24 protein-coding genes are annotated in these 21,713 nt (G+C 65.0%); 14 read left to right on the top strand and 10 right to left on the bottom strand.

Annotation, left to right across the window (positions count from 1 at the left end; genetic code table 11):
- Nucleotides 1–85 precede the first annotated feature (85 nt).
- Nucleotides 86–556: a hypothetical protein gene (locus IWX64_RS17125; protein ID WP_442859063.1), complete on the top strand. Its 471-nt coding sequence runs from the start codon at nt 86–88 to the stop codon at nt 554–556.
- Here IWX64_RS17125 and IWX64_RS14160 read toward each other — a convergent pair.
- On the bottom strand, nt 553–1,023 hold the full coding sequence (locus tag IWX64_RS14160) for an NUDIX hydrolase (RefSeq protein WP_196867769.1): 471 nt from the start codon (nt 1,021–1,023) through the stop codon (nt 553–555). The two genes, IWX64_RS17125 and IWX64_RS14160, sit on opposite strands and share 4 nt — an antisense overlap.
- 4 nt (nt 1,024–1,027) lie before the next feature.
- A complete protein-coding gene (locus tag IWX64_RS14165; RefSeq protein ID WP_196867770.1) occupies nt 1,028–1,540 on the bottom strand; it encodes a prepilin peptidase in 513 nt (170 codons plus the stop codon).
- Nucleotides 1,541–1,599: 59 nt separating this feature from the next.
- Here IWX64_RS14165 and IWX64_RS14170 point away from each other — a divergent pair, with 59 nt between their 5' ends.
- On the top strand, nt 1,600–2,343 hold the full coding sequence (locus IWX64_RS14170; RefSeq protein ID WP_196867771.1) for a hypothetical protein: 744 nt from the start codon (nt 1,600–1,602) through the stop codon (nt 2,341–2,343).
- 76 nt (nt 2,344–2,419) lie between these two features.
- Here IWX64_RS14170 and IWX64_RS14175 read toward each other — a convergent pair whose 3' ends face one another.
- Together IWX64_RS14175 and IWX64_RS14180 are read right to left on the bottom strand one after the other, a co-directional pair.
- Nucleotides 2,420–3,847: a PhoH family protein gene (locus tag IWX64_RS14175; RefSeq protein ID WP_245345721.1), complete on the bottom strand. Its 1,428-nt coding sequence runs from the start codon at nt 3,845–3,847 to the stop codon at nt 2,420–2,422.
- Between the two features lie 251 nt (nt 3,848–4,098).
- Nucleotides 4,099–4,872, bottom strand: a complete 774-nt coding sequence (locus IWX64_RS14180) for an isoprenyl transferase (RefSeq protein ID WP_196867772.1) — start codon at nt 4,870–4,872, stop codon at nt 4,099–4,101.
- A gap of 176 nt (nt 4,873–5,048) precedes the next feature.
- Here IWX64_RS14180 and trhA point away from each other — a divergent pair, with 176 nt between their 5' ends.
- The 3 genes from trhA (at nt 5,049) to IWX64_RS14195 (ending at nt 6,635) form a co-directional block, all read left to right on the top strand.
- A complete protein-coding gene (trhA, locus tag IWX64_RS14185; protein ID WP_196867773.1) occupies nt 5,049–5,702 on the top strand; it encodes a PAQR family membrane homeostasis protein TrhA in 654 nt (217 codons plus the stop codon).
- A 79-nt stretch (nt 5,703–5,781) separates the two neighbouring features.
- Nucleotides 5,782–6,156, top strand: a complete 375-nt coding sequence (locus tag IWX64_RS14190) for an ArsR/SmtB family transcription factor (RefSeq protein ID WP_395939843.1) — start codon at nt 5,782–5,784, stop codon at nt 6,154–6,156.
- On the top strand, nt 6,153–6,635 hold the full coding sequence (locus IWX64_RS14195; protein ID WP_196867774.1) for an SRPBCC family protein: 483 nt from the start codon (nt 6,153–6,155) through the stop codon (nt 6,633–6,635). Before IWX64_RS14190 ends, IWX64_RS14195 begins: the two co-directional genes overlap by 4 nt.
- 109 nt (nt 6,636–6,744) lie before the next feature.
- On the opposite strand, the gene IWX64_RS14200 is transcribed toward IWX64_RS14195, so the two are convergent.
- On the bottom strand, nt 6,745–7,074 hold the full coding sequence (locus IWX64_RS14200; RefSeq protein WP_196867775.1) for a hypothetical protein: 330 nt from the start codon (nt 7,072–7,074) through the stop codon (nt 6,745–6,747).
- A gap of 132 nt (nt 7,075–7,206) precedes the next feature.
- Entirely contained in the window at nt 7,207–8,136 is a 930-nt protein-coding gene (mca, locus tag IWX64_RS14205) for a mycothiol conjugate amidase Mca (protein WP_196867776.1), read from the bottom strand.
- A gap of 68 nt (nt 8,137–8,204) precedes the next feature.
- Between mca and IWX64_RS14210 the strand changes: the two genes are divergently transcribed.
- Nucleotides 8,205–8,651, top strand: a complete 447-nt coding sequence (locus tag IWX64_RS14210; RefSeq protein WP_196867777.1) for a DUF4307 domain-containing protein — start codon at nt 8,205–8,207, stop codon at nt 8,649–8,651.
- A gap of 256 nt (nt 8,652–8,907) precedes the next feature.
- Nucleotides 8,908–9,405 carry a transcription elongation factor GreA gene (gene greA, locus IWX64_RS14215; RefSeq protein WP_196867778.1) on the top strand — a complete coding sequence of 166 codons (498 nt, stop codon included), beginning with the start codon at nt 8,908–8,910 and terminating at the stop codon, nt 9,403–9,405.
- A 9-nt stretch (nt 9,406–9,414) separates the two neighbouring features.
- On the opposite strand, the gene IWX64_RS14220 is transcribed toward greA, so the two are convergent.
- Genes IWX64_RS14220 through IWX64_RS14230 form a run of 3 tightly spaced genes read right to left on the bottom strand, consistent with a single transcriptional unit; the run spans nt 9,415 to nt 12,505 of the window.
- Nucleotides 9,415–10,011, bottom strand: coding sequence for a rhomboid family intramembrane serine protease (locus tag IWX64_RS14220; protein ID WP_196867779.1), 597 nt, complete (start codon nt 10,009–10,011; stop codon nt 9,415–9,417).
- A gap of 2 nt (nt 10,012–10,013) precedes the next feature.
- Nucleotides 10,014–11,267, bottom strand: coding sequence for a threonine ammonia-lyase (gene ilvA / locus IWX64_RS14225; RefSeq protein ID WP_196867780.1), 1,254 nt, complete (start codon nt 11,265–11,267; stop codon nt 10,014–10,016).
- A complete protein-coding gene (locus tag IWX64_RS14230) occupies nt 11,264–12,505 on the bottom strand; it encodes an AI-2E family transporter (protein WP_196867781.1) in 1,242 nt (413 codons plus the stop codon). The genes ilvA and IWX64_RS14230 overlap by 4 nt, the downstream gene beginning before the upstream one ends.
- 152 nt (nt 12,506–12,657) lie before the next feature.
- On the opposite strand from IWX64_RS14230, the gene IWX64_RS14235 reads away from it, so the two are divergent.
- The 3 genes from IWX64_RS14235 to galK are packed head-to-tail and all read left to right on the top strand — an operon-like array spanning nt 12,658 to nt 15,742.
- Nucleotides 12,658–13,467 (top strand): DeoR/GlpR family DNA-binding transcription regulator, encoded by an 810-nt coding sequence (locus IWX64_RS14235; RefSeq protein WP_196867782.1) that lies wholly within the window; start codon nt 12,658–12,660, stop codon nt 13,465–13,467.
- The gene (galT, locus tag IWX64_RS14240; protein ID WP_196867783.1) at nt 13,464–14,591 is read left to right on the top strand and encodes a galactose-1-phosphate uridylyltransferase; all 1,128 of its coding nucleotides are present in this window, start codon (nt 13,464–13,466) and stop codon (nt 14,589–14,591) included. Before IWX64_RS14235 ends, galT begins: the two co-directional genes overlap by 4 nt.
- Nucleotides 14,588–15,742 carry a galactokinase gene (galK, locus tag IWX64_RS14245; RefSeq protein ID WP_196867784.1) on the top strand — a complete coding sequence of 385 codons (1,155 nt, stop codon included), beginning with the start codon at nt 14,588–14,590 and terminating at the stop codon, nt 15,740–15,742. The genes galT and galK overlap by 4 nt, the downstream gene beginning before the upstream one ends.
- Before the next feature lie 86 nt (nt 15,743–15,828).
- Here galK and IWX64_RS14250 read toward each other — a convergent pair whose 3' ends face one another.
- On the bottom strand, nt 15,829–16,719 hold the full coding sequence (locus IWX64_RS14250; RefSeq protein WP_196867785.1) for a Bax inhibitor-1/YccA family protein: 891 nt from the start codon (nt 16,717–16,719) through the stop codon (nt 15,829–15,831).
- Between the two features lie 272 nt (nt 16,720–16,991).
- Between IWX64_RS14250 and IWX64_RS14255 the strand changes: the two genes are divergently transcribed.
- The 4 genes from IWX64_RS14255 to IWX64_RS14270 are packed head-to-tail and all read left to right on the top strand — an operon-like array spanning nt 16,992 to nt 21,248.
- The gene (locus tag IWX64_RS14255; RefSeq protein WP_196867786.1) at nt 16,992–18,344 is read left to right on the top strand and encodes a branched-chain amino acid ABC transporter permease; all 1,353 of its coding nucleotides are present in this window, start codon (nt 16,992–16,994) and stop codon (nt 18,342–18,344) included.
- Nucleotides 18,345–18,355: 11 nt separating this feature from the next.
- Complete coding sequence (locus IWX64_RS14260; RefSeq protein ID WP_196867787.1) at nt 18,356–19,336, top strand: branched-chain amino acid ABC transporter permease; 981 nt, start codon at nt 18,356–18,358, stop codon at nt 19,334–19,336.
- Nucleotides 19,333–20,511 carry an ABC transporter ATP-binding protein gene (locus IWX64_RS14265; protein ID WP_245345723.1) on the top strand — a complete coding sequence of 393 codons (1,179 nt, stop codon included), beginning with the start codon at nt 19,333–19,335 and terminating at the stop codon, nt 20,509–20,511. Before IWX64_RS14260 ends, IWX64_RS14265 begins: the two co-directional genes overlap by 4 nt.
- Nucleotides 20,508–21,248, top strand: coding sequence for an ABC transporter ATP-binding protein (locus IWX64_RS14270; RefSeq protein WP_196867788.1), 741 nt, complete (start codon nt 20,508–20,510; stop codon nt 21,246–21,248). The genes IWX64_RS14265 and IWX64_RS14270 overlap by 4 nt, the downstream gene beginning before the upstream one ends.
- Nucleotides 21,249–21,713: the final 465 nt, after the last annotated feature.

Consider the following 21,713-nt stretch of genomic DNA (forward strand, 5'->3'; position numbering starts at 1 on the left):
ACCGCGACATCCTTGAATCCCACATCGACGCCGCAGGGTATCTCTTTGTCACCGGCGGCCCACACCACACCCCCGAAGGAACACCATGAGCTCGACCGCCCAGACGGAAACGGGGCCGCTGCTGCTGACCCAGAAGCGCATCTGGATCATCTTCTCCGCACTCATCGCCGGCATGCTGCTGGCGAGCCTCGACCAGACCATCGTCTCGACGGCGATGCCCACCATCGCGGGACAGCTCGGCGGCCCCATCAGGGACGCCATCGTGGCCGACTACGCAAACTCACTCGCGCCGGTGTTCTGGTACCTCGTACCGTTTCTGGTCATCGCCCTGGTCCTGGCGATCACCCTCAAACACATTCCCCTGTCCGAGACCTCAGGCATGGTCCCGAGGGGCGAAGCGATTGGCGGCGAGGACGCCGAACGCCTCGAGCGTGAACAGGCCTCGGTGTCCGCCGCCAGGACCCCTGCGAACGGCACGGGCGGAGGGACAGCGGCAGCAGCTGACACGGACGCCGCCCCGGAGACCCGACCCGCTCCCGGACCGGATTCCCGCTAGCTGACGAAGTGGGGAACCCCGTCAGCCGTGCGGGCGGACTCGATGAGCTGGCGGTGCCGGGCGTTCAACTCCGGGAGGTCGTCGATGGGGAACCACTGCACGTCGGTGGACTCGTCGTCGTTCACACGGGCCTCCCCCGAGACGTACCGGCAGCTGAAGTCGGTCGTAAGGAAGGTGCACACGTCTCCGTTAGGGAAGGTCACCGGACCCACCACCTCCACCCGGATCAGATGCTCCACCCGTACCACCACCCCGGTTTCCTCAAGGATTTCCCGCACGATCCCCGGCGCCGGTTCCTCGCCGGGCTCGAGCATTCCGGTGATCACCGTCCACTGCCCGTTGTCGGTGCGTTTGCCGAGCAGCACCCTGCCGTCGTCGTCGAACACCACGCCGCCGACGCCGGGCAGCCAGAGCGGTGCGTGCCCGATCTTCTCGCGGAGGGACAGGACATAGTCAGGGGTCGGCATCCCCTCAGCCTAGCGACGGGAGCGCCAGGACCAGCACCGCGCCGCCGATCATGAACGGGCCAAACGGAATCGCCGACCTCAGGGTGCCGCGACGGCTGGCAATCAGGGCCAACCCCCACAGCCCGCCGAGGCAGAACGCTGCGAACGCCCCCCACAGCAGGTATCCCCACCCGGCGAAACCGAGATACAGCCCCAGCAGGCCGGCGAGCTTGACGTCCCCGAAGCCCATTCCCGCCGGGTAGGCGACCCGCAGCATGAAGTAGAGCAGCCAGAGCAGCACCGCTCCGGTGAGCATGGAGAGCACCCGCGCTGGCTCTCCGGCGATCAGGGCACTCATCCCCAGGAGCACCGCGGCGACCGGGTAGGTAGGGAAGATGATTCGATTCGGCAACCGGTGGGTGCGAAGATCGACGACGGCGAGCCGGAGCCCCACCGCCAGCAGGACACCCACTGCCAGGGCGAGAACCAGGGCCGCCAGCGAGCTCCCGGCGGCGTACCGGGCGATGATCTCGATCATGGATCCCAAGCTACTGCCTGCACCCCGGCGCCGTGAATGGCGGCGGTTACACTGTGGATATGTCGGCAACACACAGCGCAACCCCCGCAGCCACGTTCCGTTCGCTGTGCCGGTCGTCCCCGTGGAAATGGGAGACGTTGCGCTTTGTCGTGGCCTGGCGAAGTGCAGAATCGGACTCCCGGCCGCTGAAGGCATGGTTGCGTCGGCCAGCGGCACTGCGGGTCGAGGACGACGACGGCGTGCTGCTGCACAGCACCACGGGCACCTCGGGCTCCCGCGACGCGCTGTACGTCAGCGCCACCCGCAAGTCGTGGCTGCTGGCGCCGCGACTGATCACCCCCGTCTACAACGACGCCGGCTTTGTGCTCAGGCGTCCGGAGGCCGCCTACGGTGAACCGGCGTTCGGCGACCCGCGGTGGGCCGCCATGCTGGACCCGGTCGAGTTCGCCGGCGATTCACCCGTCCCCTTCGAATCCCCCTTCGCCAACCGTGTGGAGCTGGAGAACGTCGTCGAGGAGGAATTCGAGGGCCGGCCGGTGCTCAGCGCCATCGTCACGCCGAACCTCACCTACAAACCCTTCACCCCGGGCTACCCCCTGATCGGTCGCGGCCATACCGAGGTGAAGGTGGACCTGGGTACGGGGATTTGCGTGTCGACGCGGGCACTGGACGGGGCGTTCGCCGGGGGCGGGCACTGGCTGCGCATTCTGGGAGTCGATGAGTACATGATCGACGACCATTTCGTGGACTCGGGCATGGGCCTCACGGACGTCAGCTCCCACATTCCGTGGAATGTCAGCTGACCGCTCCCCGCATCAGCTGACATTCCGTGAGCACTTTCGGTTTCTGCGCCCAAATCTGAGCGCTCCCGGCCCACCCCTAGATTTCGGCGCCCTCCAGAAGCTCGGTGACGAGCGCAGCGATTGGCGACCGCTCCGACCGGGTGAGAGTGATGTGGCCGAACAGCGGATGTCCCTTCAGAGTTTCGACCACCGCCGCAATCCCGTCGTGGCGCCCCACCCGCAGGTTGTCGCGCTGAGCCACATCGTGGGTCAGGACAATCCTCGAGTTCTGCCCGATCCTGCTCATCACCGTGAGAAGGACATTTTTCTCCAGTGACTGGGCTTCGTCGACGATAACGAACGAATCGTGCAGGCTACGGCCCCTGATGTGGGTGAGCGGGAGCACCTCGAGCATGCCGCGGTCCATCACTTCCTCCACCACCTCCTGCGAAACGAGGGCACCCAGTGTGTCGAAGACGGCTTGCGCCCAGGGATTCATCTTTTCGCTCTCGCTGCCGGGCAGGTACCCCAGCTCCTGGCCACCGACGGCGTACAGCGGCCTGAAGACCACCACTTTCCGGTGTTCACGGCGTTCCAAGACTGCCTCCAGACCAGCGCAGAGGGCCAGCGCCGATTTTCCGGTCCCGGCGCGCCCGCCCAGCGAGACGATCCCCACCTCCGGATCCATCAGCAGGTCAATAGCGAGCCGCTGCTCGGCTGACCGGCCGTGGAGGCCAAAGACGTCCCGGTCGCCCCGGACCAGACGCACCTGCTTGTCCGCACCGACCCGACCCAGGGCGGACCCCCGCGGGGAGTGCATCACCAGTCCGGTGTTGGCCGGCATCTCGGCGGCCGCCGGAAGGAAGACCGGCTGGTGGTCGTAGAGTGTGGTGACGTCAGCCTCGGCCACATCCAGCTCGGCGACCCCGGTCCAGCCGGAATCGGTGACCAGTTCGCTCCGGTACTCGTCGGCCTTCAGGCCCATCGCCGAGGCCTTGACCCGCATCGGCAGGTCCTTCGAGACGACAGTGACGTTCCTGCCCTCGTCCGAGAGGTTCTTGGCTACGGCAAGGATCCGTGAATCGTTGTCTGAACTTCTGAAGCCAGCGGGCAGCACCTCGGTGGAAATATGGTTCAACTCGACCCGCAGCGTTCCGCCCTCTTCCCCGAGAGGGATCGCCTGGTTGAGCCCATGGTGCTGCACCCGCAAATCATCGAGCAACCGAAGCGCCTTGCGCGCGAAGAAGCCCAGCTCGGGGTCGTTACGTTTGGCCTCCAGCTCGCTGATCACCACGATCGGCAAGATCACCTCGTGTTCGGCGAACCTCAGGATTGCCCGCGGATCCGAGAGCAGTACCGAGGTGTCCACCACGTAGCTACGGCTGCCGAGGCTCTCGACAGACGAAAGGCCCGCCTCGGCAAGGATGACTTCATCATCAGTGCTGGTGCGGGCCTTCGTGGTGGCAGTGGATGGGAGGCTGTGGTCTGAGTCAAATGAACGCTGCGGGGTATCAGTTCTTGTCATGTGGACTCCACGGGCGGGGCGTGCAATCCCCGACTTGTGATGAAGGGGTGAGGCAGTGGGGCCTCGAGGCCTGGCACGGCCTCCCCAGACGTGGCGAGGTGCTGGTGTGCCCTGTTCGCTGCATCGGTGGCCTCCACATCAGGCGGCGCTGGTGCCCCCTGATGGAGTCGAGAATACGCCCGGCATCCGAGCCTGGAAGATATCACGCGGCGTGTCGAGCAATAATTCGAGGTGAACTTTTGCCCGCGACCTTAGCCGCCAAACCGTCTCTGGCGCCGCCCGTAGTCGCGCAGTGCGCGGAGGAAGTCAACCCGGCGGAAATCGGGCCACAGAGCTTCACAGAAGTAGAACTCGCTGTACGCGCTTTGCCACATCAGGAATCCTGAGAGTCGCTGCTCTCCCGAGGTCCTGATCACCAGATCCGGGTCCGGCTGCCCCCGCGTGTAGAGGAAAGAGGAGATCTGCTGGTCGGTAAGACCCTCTGCGACCTCGGGCAGGGTTTGGCCGGCCGCCGCCGCGGCAAGGAGCAACTCCTTCACGGCGTCGACGATCTCCCGGCGTCCGCCGTAGCCCACCGCAACGTTCACGTGCAGGCCGTCGATGTCACGGGTGTGGGTGGCAAGGGAGCACAGCTTGTCCGACAGATCAGCCGGCAACAGTTCCAGCGCCCCGACGGGTTGCACCCGCACCCGGTTGCTCTCCCCCAGCCGGTCAAGGGTGTTGGCGATGATGTCGAGGAGTTGCTCGATCTCCTCCGGAGACCGGCTCATGTTGTCGGTGGACAGCATGTAGAGGGTCACTACTTCGACGCCGAGTTCCTCGCACCACCCGAGGAACTCGTGGATCTTGTCGGCTCCCGCCTGATGCCCGTCGCGGGTGGGGGCGCCCGCAAGCTTGGCCCACCGTCGGTTACCGTCGACCATCACCCCAATGTGGTGTGGAATCCGGTCGGAGCTCAGGGACCGCTGCAGCCTGCGTTCATAGAAGTTGTAGGCGAATCCTGGAAACTTCGTGGGGTGGTTCACCTGTCCTACTTCCTGAGGTGCTTCGGCTGCACCGGCGCGTCGCTCGATTGATCTACTCCAAAGGTACCGTCATGGACCCGATGCGCCGCCGTCGATACCGTGGCGCTCACCAGAACTCCCCACAATCGACACATTACCGGGCAGTAACATAGCTGCCCGGCGGATAGAATTGCCGCATGACCCTCAGCTCCCCCGGCGCCCTCAAACCAAAGCTGCGCGGCTGGCTGCACGCCGGCGCCACTCCACTGGCGTTGGCGGCCGGAATTGTCCTGGTTGCGATCGCCCCTACGGCAGCCGGAAAGATCACCTCGGCCATCTACGCGTTCACCGGAGTGCTCCTGTTCGGCATCAGCGCCGTCTATCACACGGGCACCTGGACCGACCGGACCCGCGTGGTCCTCAAGCGCCTGGACCACACCAATATCATGTTGGTGATCGCCGGGAGCTGCACCCCACTCGCCTGGGCCCTCCTGGAACCGGCGAAGGCAAACGTCTTGTTGTGGGTGATCTGGTCGGGTGCGATCGCTGGGGTCCTGTTCAGGGTGCTGTGGGTGAACGCTCCCCGCTGGCTTTATGTACCGGTCTATGTGGCCCTGGGGTTGGGTGCCCTGTTCTACCTGCCTGACTTTTTCGCCGCGAGTCCCGCGGCGACAATCCTGATGATTGTGGGCGGAGCTCTGTATATCGCCGGCGCCGTGTTCTACGCCCTGAAGCGGCCCAATTTCAGCGCAACGTGGTTTGGCTTCCATGAACTGTTCCACGCATTTACGGTGGCAGCGTTTACTGTCCACTTCATCGCCATTGTCATCGCCGTTTTGAATCCCGTCTGAGGAACCTCTTGACCGTCATTGGGCGTTGGAGTACGCTCTTGATCAACCAATTGGTTGATCAAAAGTTAGGTTGATTAGCGTGGATGATCCGGTCGACGAGTTCCTTGACCGGGCCTTCCTGGCCCTGGCCGACCCTGCCCGGCGACGCATCATCGCGCGGCTGAGCCGCGGACCCGCCACGGTCAACGAACTGGCCGAACCCTTCGAGATCAGCAAGCAGGCGATCTCGAAGCACATCCAGGTCCTCGAGCAGGCACAGTTGGTCACCCGCACACGGGATGCCCAACGCCGGCCCGTCCATCTGGACCCCGCACGGTTGGAGGCCCTCACCGCCTGGATTGACCAGTACCGTCTGGTGCGTGAAGAGCAGTTCCGAAGCCTCGACGCTGTGCTGCAGTCACTGGCCGCTCCGAGCGGCAACCAGCACCACGAGAGCACAAAGGATTCATCATGAGCACTGCATTGAAACTCACTGTTCCCGACGGACTCCCCTTCATCGACTTCGAGCGCGAGTTCGACTTCCCGGTGAAGCTCGTCTTTCAAGCCCATGCGAAGCCCGATCTGATCGGGAAATGGCTGGGACCGCGCCGGAACGCGATCGAGGTTGACCACTACGATTTCCGGTCCGGTGGAACCTACCTGTACCGGCACACCGGCCCCACTGGTGAGACCTACACGTTCAGCGGCGTGTTCCACACCGTGCGGGAGAATGAGTTCGCCATCCAGACCTTCGAGTTTGGCGGGTACCCGGACGTCGTCAGCATCGAGTTCCTCACCTTCGAGGATCTCGGCAACGGGCGCTGCCGGCTCGCCGGCCATGCGGTCTATCCCACCCTTCAGGCGCGTGACGGGATGGCTGCCTCGGGGATGGAGGGAGGGATGTCAGAGGGGTACGAACGGCTGGAGGAGCTGCTCGCGTCGGGGAACGTCTGACTCACAGTCACCGGATCGACCCAACAGTTTCACTCCGGCAGCATCGGGTCTGGCTGTTGGGCCTCGACAGGATCGGGGCTCGCTGCTGCGTCAGCCGCCCAGGGACTACCTAGCGGTCGCTCGGCGTAGACCCCGGACGGGTGTCGGAGGTACCCGGCGCTCCGGAGTCGTTCACGTTGGACCGATCCTGAGTGCCGTCGAGACTGTCGTCGTCGAGCAGCATCTCGGAGCGGTCAGCGGCCGCTCCGTCCGGCCGTGATACGTCCGGCCGTGCTCCGTCCGGCTTTGAGCCGTCCGGCACTGAGCCGTCCGACGCGGCGTCGTCCGCCATTGACTGGTATCGCACCCGGCGTATCCGGCGGGACATATCCCTGACCAGGAAGATGACCGCCACCACCAACACCAGCGTGGCGAGGAAACCCAACAGTCCGGGAGTCACCTGGGAAGGATCAAGTCCCGGCCTCAGCCCGTCCTCTTGATCGGGAGTGGGGCTCACGGCAGACGCCAGGTTGAGCAGGTAATTCACAATGCACCACTTTCAGGGGAACGACGGGCCACAGGCCAGACCTACCTATTCTATGCCCGCGAAGAAGTCAGCTTCGGGCAGTGTGGATTCCACCCGGGAGTGGATCAGTGAGTAGTCTTCCCAAGGCCAGACCTGACGCTGCAGGTCGGAGGAAACGGCAAAAAAGAAGCCCTCCGGGTCAACCTGGGTGCGGTGGGAGCGCAGCGCACGTTCGCGATGTTCGAAGAATTCGCCGCACTGGATCTGGGTCGTGGTCTCGTGGGTTGGCGCCGGGGCCTGGTGGCCCTCGGAATCGGCTTCCAGCCAGGCCGCGATCCGCTCCGCATAAGGCGACTTCAGGCCGGCCCGTTCCAATGCAACGTGGAGTGCGTGAAACCGTTCGGGGTTGAAGGCGCGATCGTAGTACAGCTTGGAGGGCGACCAGGCATCCCCGGTTCCCGGGTACCGGTCGGGGTCGCCGGCCGCGTGGTAGGCCTCGACTGCCACCTTGTGGGCCATGATGTGATCCGGATGTGGGTACCCACCGTTTTCGTCGTAGCTCAGAATGACGTGCGGGCGGAATTCCCGGATCAGTTTCACCAGGGGCGCCGACGCGCGCTCCAGGGGCTGCAGCGCAAAGCAGCCGAAAGGTAGCGGCGGCAGCGGGTCGCCCTCGGGCAGGCCCGAGTCGGTGAAGCCCAGCCAGCGCTGGCTGATGCCCAGCTCGCTGGCGGCCTGCGCCATTTCCAGACGACGCAGCCCTGCCAGGTCACGCAGTGCGTGGGCTTCACCGGCAACCTTTTCGTTGAGGATGTCTCCGCGCTCCCCGCCGGTGCAGGTGGCAACCATGACCTCGACGCCGTCGGCCGCGTATCGAGCCATAGTTGCCGCGCCCTTGCTCGACTCATCGTCGGGGTGGGCGTGGACTGCCAGCAGACGGTAGCCCTGGCCCGGTGCGGACGCGCTGGATGATGGGGTGTTTTCCGGGCTGGGCAACGACTGCTCCTGTGGTTTTGGTTAATCGCTTTAGGCGATAAATTCTGGCGGGGATAAAATGGTGTGTGATGGATACCAACCAACCGCCAGTATCAAGAGTAGCCAATCGCTACGGCACCCCCAAGCCGGGATTGTCGCGCCGAACCTGGAAGCGGTTGATCTGGATCACCCTGGGTGTCGCGGTGCTGGCCACGGCCGTATTCAGTGTGCAGACGGCCATTCCTGAGGTGTCGAGCAAGGACGTGGGCTTCAACATCCAGGACGCTGGGCGTGCAAGCGTCGACTACGAGATCACGAAGGCCCCCGAGACCGCCGTGCAGTGCGCCATCCAGGTGCTCAGCGAGACCTACGCCGTGGTGGGCTGGCAGGTGGTCGAGATCGGCCCCAACAGCACCGACGAAGGCACCGACGGAGGCCGGACCACCGCGCACCGCACTCTCCTGAGGACCGAGGCCATCGGCGTATCCGGGGGCGTCAACGCCTGTTGGGTCCTCGAGGGGACACCTTCGCCGTAGCCTGTCCGCCACGGCCGAAACGTCTCGTTTTCACTACATTTCCGGGGCGACCCCCCTGCCCTACCTTGGGTTATCCTCACGAAGCCGACTACACTGGGGGCAATACGTTCGGCTCTCCCCTACCGGTGATCAACGGTGTATGTGGTCATCCAAGGGTGGAGCCTTTATTTGTTGCTAAGCCTGCTTACATCTCGTTGTGCAGGCTGTCACCATGCCGGAGCCTCCCGTATGTCGGGTTCCGGACATAGCTAAGGAGATGCCCGTGTCCACCAACAGTGCACCTGTCGCATGGCTTACCCAGGAGTCCTACGATCGCCTCAAGGCTGAGCTTGAGCATTTGTCCGGCCCCGGCCGGACCGAGGTGGTTGCCCGCATTGAGCAGGCCCGCTCCGAGGGGGACCTGAAGGAGAACGGTGGCTACCATGCCGCCAAGGAGGAACAGGGCAAGTCCGAGGCCCGCATCCGTCAGCTCACCGCCCTGCTCGAGAACGCCCACGTCGGCGAAGCTCCCGAGGACAACGGCATTGTGGAGCCGGGCATGCTGGTCCACGCCAGGATTGCCGGCGACGACTCCACCTTCCTGCTGGGCAGCCGCGAGGTAGCCGGGGATACCGACATCGATGTGTACAGCGAAAAATCACCGCTAGGCGCCGCCATCCAGGGCAAGAAGTCCGGTGACAAAGTCGCCTACACGGCCCCGAACGGCAAGTCCATCGAGGTTGAGGTCCTTTCGGCCAAGCCCTACGTCGGCTGAGCCAGCACCCTAGCGCCCACTTGACTGCCGACGGCGGTCCGTCCCCTCCGGGGCGGGCCGCCGTTTCAGTACCAGGGCCGCGAGCAGTCCGCCGAGCGCACCGAACAGGTGCGCCTGCCAGGAGACGTTGGACCCTGGCGAGGGAAGGACTCCCCACAGGATGGAGCCGTACATGAGGAACAGCACTCCGGCCAGCAGGATCTGGCGCAGGCTGCGGTTGTAGAAGCCGCGGACAATCAGGTAGGCGAACAGGCCGAACACTACCCCGGAGGCACCGATGGTGAGGCCTCCGCCGAAGATCCAGACGCCAATCCCTGAGCCGAGCCAGCTGGCGGCGACCGCGACGGCGAACCGCCTCGCCCCCTCCAGGAAGGTCAGGAACCCCAGCACCAGGAGCGGAAAGGTGTTGCTCACCAGGTGTCCCACGCCCGCGTGGAGCAGCGGGGCGAACAGGATGCCGTCCAGCCCCTCCAGCTCCCGTGGGTCGATGCCGAGCCAGCCGACCAGACGTGTCCCGGTCAGGACATTGACCAGGTGGATGGCCCACAGCAGCGCCGCGAAGAGCCCCACCGTCAGCAGCCCCGTGCGTGCTCGTCTGGCGAGCATACTCAGCCTTCGATAACCATGGGCTGGAATCCTTCGGCCCGCAGGTTCCCGAGGATGAGTTCGCAGTGCTCCTCGCCCTTGGTTTCCATGTTGATGGTGATTGCCACGTCCCCCATGCTGATCGAACCGCCCACCCGGGTGTGGTCGACGCCGGTGACATTCGCGTCCGACTCGGCGATGATGCGGGAAATGGTGGCCAGGGAGCCGGGCCGGTCGTCCAGGAGCATCCGCACCACCAGGTACCTTCCCGCCGCAGCGAGCCCGCGCTGGATGACCTTCAGCATCAGCATCGGGTCGATGTTGCCGCCGGACAGGATGACCGCGGTGTTTCCGGGTGAGGCACCGTTCTCGGTCAGTTTTCCGTCGAGCAGGGCCGCCACTCCCACAGCTCCAGCAGGCTCCACCACCATCTTTGAGCGCTCCAGCAGGAAGATCAGTGCTCGTGCCAGCGAATCCTCGGTGACAGTGACAACATCGTCGACCAGTTCCTTGATGATGGAGAACGGCAACTGGCCAGGCCGGCCCACGGCAATGCCGTCGGCGATGGTGGATACCTTGGTCAATGGCACCAGCGCGTCGGCTGCCAGCGACGGCGGGTAGGCCGCGGCGTTCTCGGCCTGCACCCCGATGATCCGGATTTCACGGCCCAGCTCCCGCGCCCGGGCCTTCACCGCGACGGCGACGCCGGCCAGCAGCCCACCGCCGCCCACCCCCATGAGGATGGTGTCGACGTCGGGCACCTGCTCAAGGATCTCCAGGCCGATGGTTCCCTGCCCCGCCACCACGTCGACGTTGTCGAACGGGTGAACGAACACGGTGCCGGTCTCCTCCGCGTACCGCTTCGCTTCGGCCAGCGCCTCATCGACGTTGTGCCCGTGCAGGACCACCTCGGCGCCGTGGCCGCGGGTGGCTGCCAGCTTGGGCAGGGCGACCCCCAATGGCATGTAGATCCGCGCGGTGATGCCGAGCCGCGCGGCCGCCACGGCCACGCCCTGGGCGTGGTTACCGGCGGACGCGGCGACGACTCCGCGGTCCTTCTCCGCATCGGACAGGCGGGCCATCCTGACGTAGGCTCCGCGGATCTTGAACGAACCCGCGCGCTGCAGGTTCTCGCATTTCAGTGACACGTTGGCACCGATCAGCCGCCCCAGCGCCCGTGACTCCTCGATGGGGGTGCGGGCGATGACGCCGTCGAGTAGTTTCTGCGCGGCCTGCACGTCGTCGAGCGTCACCGCGAGGTCCAATAGCTCAGTCACTGGTCGGCCTTTCGTGCCTCAGGGGGGATGGAATGTTCAGGGGTGTCGTTGTGGGGCGGTTCGCCGGGCGGTTCAGGGAGCCCGCCCGGCGGAGGCGGCACCCCACCCACCGCAGGGTCGGTCTCCCAGGAGCGCCCGGCAATATAGCGGACCACCGTATTCACCACCGCCAGCAGCGGCACCGAGAAGAGCGCGCCGGGAATCCCCGCGATCAGGGTTCCACCAGCCACCGCCAGCACTACTGCGAGCGGGTGCAGCGACACCGCGGGCCCCATGATCAGGGGCTGCAGGACGTGCCCCTCCAGTTGTTGCACCACCAGGACGATGGCCAGCATGATCAGCGCGTTGACCCAGCCGTTGGCCACCAGGGCCAGCAGCACCGCGACCAGGCCGGTGAAGAGCGCACCGACAATGGGGATGAAGGACCCCAGGAAGACCAGGACACTGAGGGGCAGGGCCAGGGGAACCCCGATCAGCGCTGCGCCGACGCCGATGCCCACCGCATCGACGAACGCGACGAGCATCTGCACCCGGACATAATTGGCCATCGACGACCAGCCGCGGCGCCCGGCACCGTCCACCGGCGTCCGCGCCACACGGGGCATCAGGCCGACGACGAACCGCCAGATCCGCTCGCCCTCCAGCAGGAAAAAGATGAGGGCAAAGACGGTCAGCAGGGCGCCGGCCCCGAAGTGGCCCGCACTGCTTCCCAGCGAGATCACTCCCGTGACGATGCTTCCACTATTGTTCTGGACGGCACCCGTCACTTCTTCGATGAACTGGTCGATCTGGAGGGTGGTCAGTCCCAGCGGTCCGTCCGATAACCACGACTGGATCTGGCGGATCCCTTCCAGCGCCTCATCCCAAAGATCGGCAAGGCCCAACGCCAGCTGCCGTCCCGCGAGGGTGGCCATGCCACCCACCAGCCCCAGGAACGAGACGACGGTGACCGCGACCGCGAGCCCGTTGGGAACCTTCGCCTTCCGCAGTAGATTCATCACGGGCAGGAGCAGGCTTGCCAGCAAGCCGGCCAGCAGCAGCGGGATGATGAGCAGCGACACGTGGCCGAGGAGCCACACCAGCACCCCGCCCACCAGCACAATCAGCCCTACCCGCCACGCCCACGCCGCCGATAGGCTCAGCGCATAGGGAACGTCCCCTGAGCGGTCGCGCCCAGGCACTGGCCGCGGGGCGCCCTGAAGGTCCGCCGGGACCTTCCACTGAGCGGGGCGATTCATGCTGTCATCCTTCCACACCTTGCCGACCATCAGGCATTGAGTCGGCGGGCCTCCCGCGCTTGTTACGCGGTTCCTGGCCGGGGGGTTCCTGTCCACTCCAATAATCGGATATGTTTGACTTTGTTCGAAAAAGTTACTTTTGGGAGAGATGGATGCTGGCCGCCGAGCGACGGGACGCAATAGTTGCCGAACTGGTGACCAGTCCTGCCGTCCGTGTGACCCGGCTTGCCCAGCAGTTCGACGTGTCAGAAATGACCATCCGCCGTGACATTGACGCACTGGAGGCGGCGGGGGTGCTGACCCGCGTCCATGGTGGTGCCACCCGGCCGCAGACGCTCAGCGCCGCCGAACCCGGCTTCTCGGCCAACACCGGCCGGCAGCGCGAGGCGAAGAAGCAGATTGCGCTGGCGGCGAGTCGGCTGATTACCCCCGGCATGACCATCTCCCTCACCGGGGGAACCACCGTCTACCAGCTTGCCGCCCTCCTACCGGACCTCGGCCCACTCACGGTGCTCACCAACTCGCTGCCGGCGGCCGAGCTGCTCAACGGTTTCGCCGCCCAGGACCGCGGCCGTAACCTCAGCGTGTTCCTCACCGGCGGGGAACGCTCCCCCTCGGAGGCGCTGGTCGGTCCGCTCGCCACCGCCACGGTTGGTCTGTTAAACGTCGATCTCTGCTTCATGGGGGTCCACGGGGTCGACGCCACCGCCGGCATTACGACGCCGAACCTGGCCGAGGCGGAAACCAACCGCGCGTTCGCCCGCCAGAGCGCACGCCTGGTGGTCCTCGCTGACTCCACCAAGATCGGCGTCGTGGCCCTGGCCCAGATCGTCGACCTGACCGAGCTTGAATGCCTTGTCACCGCGGGCGACTCCGTCGGCCCGGATCATCTCACCCAACTCGAGCTTCACACCACCGTGCTCACTCCCGACACCCTCACCTCCAAGGAAACCCACCCATGACCCTGGTCACCCCCACCCGGCTGTCTGACGGCCGCGAGCTGATCTACTTCGACGCCACCGCCCAGGCGGCCGCCCTCCACCGCGATCATTCAGCCGTTGCCGACACCCGGGACCTCCCCGCCCGGGGTGCCACCGGCGATGCCCGCTTTGACGCCCTGACCGGGGAATGGGTGGCCGTCGCCGCGCACCGACAGTCCAGAACGCACCTGCCGCCGGCCGACCAGTGCCCCCTGTGCCCGACCACGGCCGGTAATCTGTCCGAAATCCCCGCCCCGGACTATGAGGTGGTGGTGTTTGAGAACCGTTTCTCCTCGTTCGGTCCTTCGCTCGGCGCCCTGCCAGCGGATGCCGGCTGGGGAACCACCGCTCCTGCGCACGGTCGCTGCGAGGTCGTGGCCTTCGACTCGGCCCACGAGGGTTCCTTCGGGTCGCTGGCACCCGAGCGTGCCAGGACAGTGATTGACGCGTGGGCGCACCGGACGGAGGCACTGTCCGCCCTGGACGGGATCCGTCAGGTTTTCTGCTTCGAGAACCGCGGCGCTGATATCGGGGTCACCCTGCTGCACCCCCACGGCCAGATCTACGCCTACCCCTTCATTCCGCCCCGCTCGGCGGTGATGGCCCGCGCCGCGCGGGCCCATTTCGACGCCACCGATGGCCGGGAAACCCTGCTGGCGGGCATGCTGAAGGCCGAACGGGATTCGGGCGAGCGGATGATCATCGAAGGCAAGCACTTCAGCGCCTTCGTCCCGTTCGCTGCGCGCTGGCCGCTCGAAGTCCACCTGGTACCGCACCGGCAGGTCGCGGATCTCGCCGCGCTGACCGACCCGGAGCGCGACGAGCTCACCACCGTCTACCTGGACCTGCTGGGACGGGTGGACCGCCTCTACTCCACCCCCACCCCGTACATCGCCGCGTGGCATCAGGCACCCCTTGATCCGCTGCTGCGACCGGCCAGCCGTCTGCACCTGCAGCTCACCTCGCCCCGCCGGGCCGAGGACAAACTGAAGTTCCTGGCCGGCTCCGAGGCTGCGATGGGCGCATTCATCAACGACACCACCCCTGAACTGGTCGCGGACAACCTTCGCAACGCCGTCGGGACAACTGCAAAGGACCTGCCATGACCGGCCCCACCCAGGATTTAGCCACCGCTTTCGCCCACCGGTTCGGCTACGAACCGGCAGGGATCTGGTCCGCTCCGGGCCGGGTCAACCTGATCGGTGAACACACCGACTACAACTCGGGTTTTGTGCTGCCGTTCGCCATCAACCACTCCACCCTGGTCGCCGCGGCGACACGGCAGGACCGGACGGTGAGGGTGGCGTCCACCCTTGGCGAGGGTGCCGAGGTCCAGGTGGACCTCGATGGGCTGCAACCGGGCAGCGTCGACGGGTGGGCTGCCTATCCGGTGGGAGTGCTGTGGGCGCTGGAGCAGGCGGGGCACCAGCTCCCCGGGTTTGACCTGTTGATCGACTCGAATGTGCCGGTGGGTGCGGGGCTCTCCTCGTCGGCGGCGATTGAATGCGCCGTCGCGGTGGCGGCGAACGACCTGGTGGACGCCGGGCTCTCGGCGTCCGAGCTGGCTCTGGTGGGCCAACGGGCGGAGAACGACATGGTCGGTGCCCCCACGGGCGTCATGGACCAGACGGCGTCGCTGCGGGGCCGTGCAGGTCATGCGGTATTCCTTGACTGCCGCAGCCTGGAATCGGAGCTGGTGCCGTTCCCGCTGCAGGAGGAAGGGCTGACACTGCTGGTCATCGATACCCGGGTGAGCCATTCGCATTCGACCGGCGGCTACGCGGACCGGCGGAAGTCGTGTGAGCGGGGAGCAGAACTGATGGGGGTAGCGTCCCTGCGCGACCTGAAGATCGCCGACCTTGCGGCGGCCGCCGGAATCCTCGATGAGGAGACCCTGCGGCGGGTCAGGCACATCGTGACCGAGAACGAGCGGGTGCAGGACACGGTCAAGGTTCTCGCCGACAAGGGGCCGGCCGCCATCGGTCAACTGCTCGATGTGAGTCACTCCTCGATGCGGGACGACTTTGAAATCTCCTGCGCCGAGCTGGACCTCGCCGTCGACACGGCGCGGGCCAACGGGGCGCTCGGCGCCAGGATGACCGGTGGCGGTTTTGGGGGCTCGGCTATCGCGCTTACGCCCACTGACGACGTCGACCGCGTCACCACAGCCGTGACCGAGGCGTTTGCGGCGGCAGGCTATCTGGCACCGTCGATCTTCGCGGTGCTTCCCGACGACGGGGCCCGGCGCATCGCCTGACCTTGAGTGTCACAGCAAAAGGGACCCGCAGCAGTCGCTGCGGGTCCCTTTTTGGGTGGTGCGTCGGTCGTGAGAGACCGGTGAGGCTACTCGCTCCCCCGGAGGATAGCGATGATGCGGATGAACTCGATGTACAGCCAGATCAGGGTCACGGTGAGACCGAAGGCTGCGGTCCAGGAGTACTTCTGGGGGGCGCCGTTCCGGACGCCGTCGCTGATCGAGGTGAAGTCGATGACCAGCGAGAAGGCGGCGAGGCAAATCGCGAAGACGCCAATGACGAGGCCCCAGGGGATGCCATTGTCGAACCCGAACATACCCTCCGTGCCCGGAATACCTGCTCCGCGGATCCCGAACATGCTCTCGGTTACGCCGAACAGCATCAGCCCGAGGTTAACCAGGCTAAACAGTGCGTACCCAATGATTGCGACCATGAAGATCTTCATTGCCTTAGGGGTCGCACGGACCTTACCGCTGCGGAACAGCACCAGGGTGACAGCGAAGACGGTCAGTGTGCCGAGGAGGGCCTGCAGCGCGATGTTGGGGAACTGCGCCTCCAGGATCATGGTGAGGCCGCCGACGAACAGACCCTGCAGGAAGGCGTAAGCAAGGATCAGCCCGGGAACCGGCTCGCGCTTGAAGGCGTTGACCAGGCCAAGCACCAGACCGCCGATCATGCCGACAATCATCAGCGGCATGACGAGGCCGGGAAGCAGGAAGGCCGGGACAGCTGCGCCCACGAGGACGACGCCGATCGAGAGGACCGTCTTGACAATCACGTCATCGAAGGTCATCCGTCCCATCTGGGAGGGGCCAGCTGACGGCTGGTTGTAGAGGTCTTCCATCTGCGTGGTGCTCATTGCGCTCTGGCCTGCAAGCGCCGTCGAACCGTACCCGGCAGGTGACCCTGCCGGGTTGTTGCCGCGAGCAGCGGTACGGAAGTTCTTTCCGTTGAATACCGGGTTACCGCCAAGTGCCATGTGAACTAGTCCTCCATCGGGGGATGATATGCGTGTGTTTAACCTTACCAATGTCAACGGTTTACGGATCATTTTGTTCCCTAGGCAGCACCGGGCGGGGCTGAGTTGTTACCCAATCGCTACCAGCCGGTAGCCGTTTCGGTATCCGGTGAAACATGGCGCGGGTAACATGAACTCACACTCGGTGACATGTGTCACAAGACACGTGCCCGCAAGCCGTCCCTATCCCGCCGAATCCTCAGGCGGGGCAGCCCCATAGCGAGGTTCATAACTTGATAACCCGACCGACGCCTGCGTGGATCAGGAGGCTGCTGGTTTTTGCGACCGGGCTCATAGCCGTCCTGCTACTCAGCGCCCCTGCTGCCCAGGGTTACCACCCGGGCACCCCCGCCGCACCCAGCGCGGTGGCATCGTCGTCTCTTCCCGCCGGCCAGATCGTGGCCCAGGAGTTTTCCGATCGCATCAGCGGTGTTCTTCGCAACGCAGACGGGCCGCTCCCGGATGTCACCATCTCGGTTTCGGGCAACGGGTTCGACGGCGAGACCACCTCGGCAGCCAACGGATCCTGGTCGGTCGGTGTGCCGGAGCAGGGCGCCTATGAGGTGACCCTTGAGGTGGACACCCTCCCCGGGGGAGCAGCCCTCGCCGAGGGCCAGGCCAACCCCCGGACGGTGACCTTCGCGGGTACCTCGAATGTCACCACCCTCTTCCTGTTCGGCGAGGGAATCGTTACCAACACCACCAGTTTCTGGGACACGCTCGCCGAGCGGACCCTGGCTGGTCTCAGCTTCGGCCTGCTGCTCGCTCTGAGCGCCGTCGGACTGTCACTGATCTTCGGCACCACCGGCCTCACCAACTTCGCACACGGCGAGATGGTCACCTTCGGAGCAGTTGTCGCGTTCGGTTTCGCTGCCATCGGGCTACCCATCTTCGTCGCCATACCGTTGGCGGTGGTTGCCGGCGCGCTCCTCGGCTGGGTGCAGGATGCCGGTCTATGGAAGCCCCTGCGCCGGCGCGGCACCGGTCTGGTCCCCATGATGATTGTCAGCATCGGGTTGGCACTGGCCCTGCGGTACATCATCCAGTTCAACTTCGGTGGTGCCACCCAGCAGTTGCCCGGCGCGCAGAGCGCCCGCCTGGACTTCGGTCCGGTGTCCATCTCGCAGAACAACCTCAACTCGCTGCTGATCTCCCTGGTGATCATCCTGCTGGTCGGGTTCCTCCTGCTGCGTACCCGGCTTGGCAAAGCCACCCGTGCCGTCTCGGATAACCCGGCACTGGCGGCAGCCTCGGGCATCGACGTCGACCGGGTCATCCGGATCGTATGGATGGTCGGCGGGGCACTGGCTGCCCTCGGCGGCATCCTCTGGGCGTACTACCGTCCCGGTGTCTCCTTCAACATGGGCCAGCAGATTCTGCTGCTGATTTTCGCCGGCGTCGTGCTCGGTGGACTCGGCACGGTGTTCGGCGCCCTGATCGGCTCGATCATCGTGGGATTGTTCGTCGAAATCTCAACCATCTGGCTGGAGGCGGACCTGAAATACGTAGGAGCGCTCCTGATCATGATTCTGGTTCTTCTGTTCCGGCCGCAGGGTATCCTCGGCCGTAAAGAGCGCGTCGGTTAGGGGCTCACATCATGGATTTCGGAAATATTCTTGCACTCGCCTTCGGCGAAATGATCAGCCCAACCACCGCTGCCTACGCCCTTGCGGCACTCGGTCTGGCCGTCCACTTCGGCTACGCTGGCCTGCTGAACTTCGGCCAGGCCGGCTTCATGGCAGTGGGTGCCTACGGGTACGCCATCTCCACCCTCACGTTCGGCGTTCCCCTCCCTGTCGCCGTCCTCGTCGCGCTGACCGCTTCGGTGTTGTTCGCGCTCATCCTGGGCATCCCGACCCTGCGTCTGCGCGCCGACTATCTGGCTATTGTCACGATCGCCGCGGCGGAGATCGTCAGGTACATCGTCACCACCAATGGCCTCACCGACGTCACCGGTTCGGCCAACGGACTCGCCAACTTCGAAAACGGCTTCTTCGCGTTGAACCCGCTCGCCCCGGGGTCCTACAACGTGGGTCCCATCTCCATGAATGAGCGGGACCTGTGGATCAGGATTGTCGGCTGGACCATCGTGGCACTGGCCTGCCTGACCATCTGGCTGCTGATGCGCAGCCCGTGGGGCCGGGTCCTGAAGGGGATCAGGGAGGACGAGAACGCTGTCCGTGCCTTGGGTAAGAACGTGTATGCCTACAAGATGCAGGCACTGGTCATCGGTGGTCTGCTCGGCTCCCTGGCAGGCATGATCTTCACCCTCCCCCGTGGAGCGGTGCAGCCAGCCAACTACGCCACCGAGCTCACGTTCTTCCTGTACACCTGTCTGCTGCTGGGAGGGATGGCGACGGTTCTCGGACCGGTGATCGGCGCCATGATCTTCTGGGTGGTGCTGTCCCTGACCCAGGGGCTGCTGTATGGCGCCATTGAAATCGGAGCCATCACGTTCCTGTCCAACGTCCAGGCAGGGCAACTGCGGTACATCCTAGTCGGCGTCGCGCTGATGCTGCTCATGGTGTTCAGACCCCAGGGCGTCCTGGGTAATAAGAAGGAGCTGGCGTTCGCATGACCGAACCACGAGAGACGCAGGCAATCGACTACATGACCGATTCCCGCGACATCACCACCGGCGAGACCGGGCCGGGGTGCCGGAAGAGGGATCCGATTCTGGTTGCGGAAAAGGTGACCCGGCAGTTCGGCGGGATGAACGCCGTCGACGTCGACTACCTCGAGGTCCCCCGCAACAAGATCACCGCCCTCATTGGACCAAATGGTGCAGGGAAGACCACCCTGTTCAACCTGTTGACTGGGTTCGACACCCCTAACAGCGGGCAATGGCGTTTCGACGACAAAAGCATTGCCGGCGTGCCGTCCTACAAGGTGGCCCGGATGGGAATGGTCCGCACCTTCCAGCTGACCAAGGTGATGGGCAAGCTGACAGTGATGGAGAACATGCGCCTCGGGGCGACCGCCCAGCCGGGTGAGAGCCTCGCCCGCGCGCTGTTCAAGGGCCTCTGGGGCAAGCGGGAGAAGGAGATCACCGAGCAGGCGGATGTCCTCCTGGCGAAGTTCAAGCTCGACGCGAAGAAGGACGACTACGCGGCGTCGTTGTCCGGTGGGCAGCGCAAACTGCTCGAAATGGCGCGCGCGCTGATGGTCAAACCAGTTCTGGTGATGCTCGATGAGCCGATGGCCGGGGTCAACCCGGCACTCACCCAGTCCCTGCTGGATCACATCAAGAACCTCAAGGCCGAGGGCATGACCGTGCTGTTCGTGGAGCACGACATGCACATGGTCAGGCACATCGCCGACTGGGTGGTGGTGATGGCCGAGGGCAAGATCGTCGCTGAAGGGCCTCCGGAAGTAGTGATGAAGGACAAGGCAGTGATCGACGCCTACCTCGGCGCACATCACGACGTCGACCTGGGCGATTCCCAGGGCGTCGAGATGCTCGAAGTGGAACTCGCCCAGGACAAGGAGTCGGTGGTTGGTACCGCCGACGCCGGCATCCTCGCCCATCCCGGCGGCGCTCACGCGGACGGTGGTCCTTTGGACAGTGGTCCTGGGGATAGTGATGCTACAGGCGGTGCTCATGCGGCTGGCCCTGCGGATAGTGGTCCTGCTGGCGGTGCTCACGGGGCAGGGCCCGAGGGTGGACGCCCGGACACGACCGGCCCTTCCACCCGCGGCGCGCATGCAGCGAGTCCAGATACAGCACCGGATGACAAGGAGACCCGACCATGAGCGAGGACAACAGCACATCGGTAGTGAAGGTCACCGATCTGGTGGCCGGGTACCTGCCAGGGGTCAACATCCTCAACGGCTGCAGCATCGAGGCGCGCTCCGGGGAGCTGATTGGCATCATTGGACCCAATGGTGCCGGCAAGTCGACGCTGCTCAAGGCCATGTTCGGACTGGTGAAGGTCCATTCAGGCACCGTGGTGGTCAGGGACAGGGACATCACCGGTCTCAAAGCGAACAAGCTGGTCAGCCAGGGCGTGGGCTTCGTGCCCCAGAACAACAACGTGTTCGCGTCGCTGACCATCGAGGAGAACCTTGAGATGGGCATGTACCAGCGCCCCAAGGACTTCAAGAAGCGGTTCGAGTTTGTGGCTGACCTGTTTCCCGAGCTCGGAAAGCGGCGTGCCCAGCGGGCTGGGTCGCTTTCCGGTGGTGAGCGCCAAATGGTGGCGATGGGTCGGGCGCTCATGATGGATCCCGCGGTACTCCTGTTGGATGAGCCGTCTGCCGGCCTGTCCCCCGTCAAACAGGACGAGACGTTCCTGCGGGTGCACGAGATCAACCGCGCTGGAGTGTCGGTGATCATGGTCGAGCAGAATGCTCGCCGGTGCCTCCAAATCTGTGACCGGGCGTATGTCCTTGATCAGGGCAAGGACGCGTACACGGGAACCGGTCGCGAGCTGATGAAGGATCCGAAGGTGATCCAGCTGTATCTGGGGACGCTGGCGGACACCGCGTAACTGGCGGACGTCGCCTGTACCCGGGGACGCTGGCGGACACCGCTCAACTGGGATTCGTCGATGCCCGGTTTGGACCTCTTCGGAGGTCCAGACCGGGCATTTTCGCATGTGCCCCTATGCCCTTCCGTTCTCCATATTTCTCTCTCCATTCATCCCCTTCCCTCTCGGCGTCCCTCCCCTCACCCGTCCTCGTATCCCTCCCCACCGAAACCGTGTCCCTCCCCACCGAACCGTGAGATCCGGCGGTCGGCCCGGTCGTATCCGCCATCCCACCGAATCTAGCTATTCGCGCGATGTCATGGCGGTCGGTTTACGCCGTTCTCGGAGGCATCTTCGGGGGGTGGGAATAGCAAGTTGATTTGGCCCCGGTTTCGCCGCTTGTTTTGGCCCCACCCTGTTGGTGTTCCGGTCAGTTTTGCCGGGACTTGTTGATGGTCTGTTGGGTGGTTTTCAGCCGGTAGGAAT

This window comes from Arthrobacter sp. CAN_A212, from assembly GCF_015752345.1.
Classification (GTDB): domain Bacteria; phylum Actinomycetota; class Actinomycetes; order Actinomycetales; family Micrococcaceae; genus Arthrobacter_D.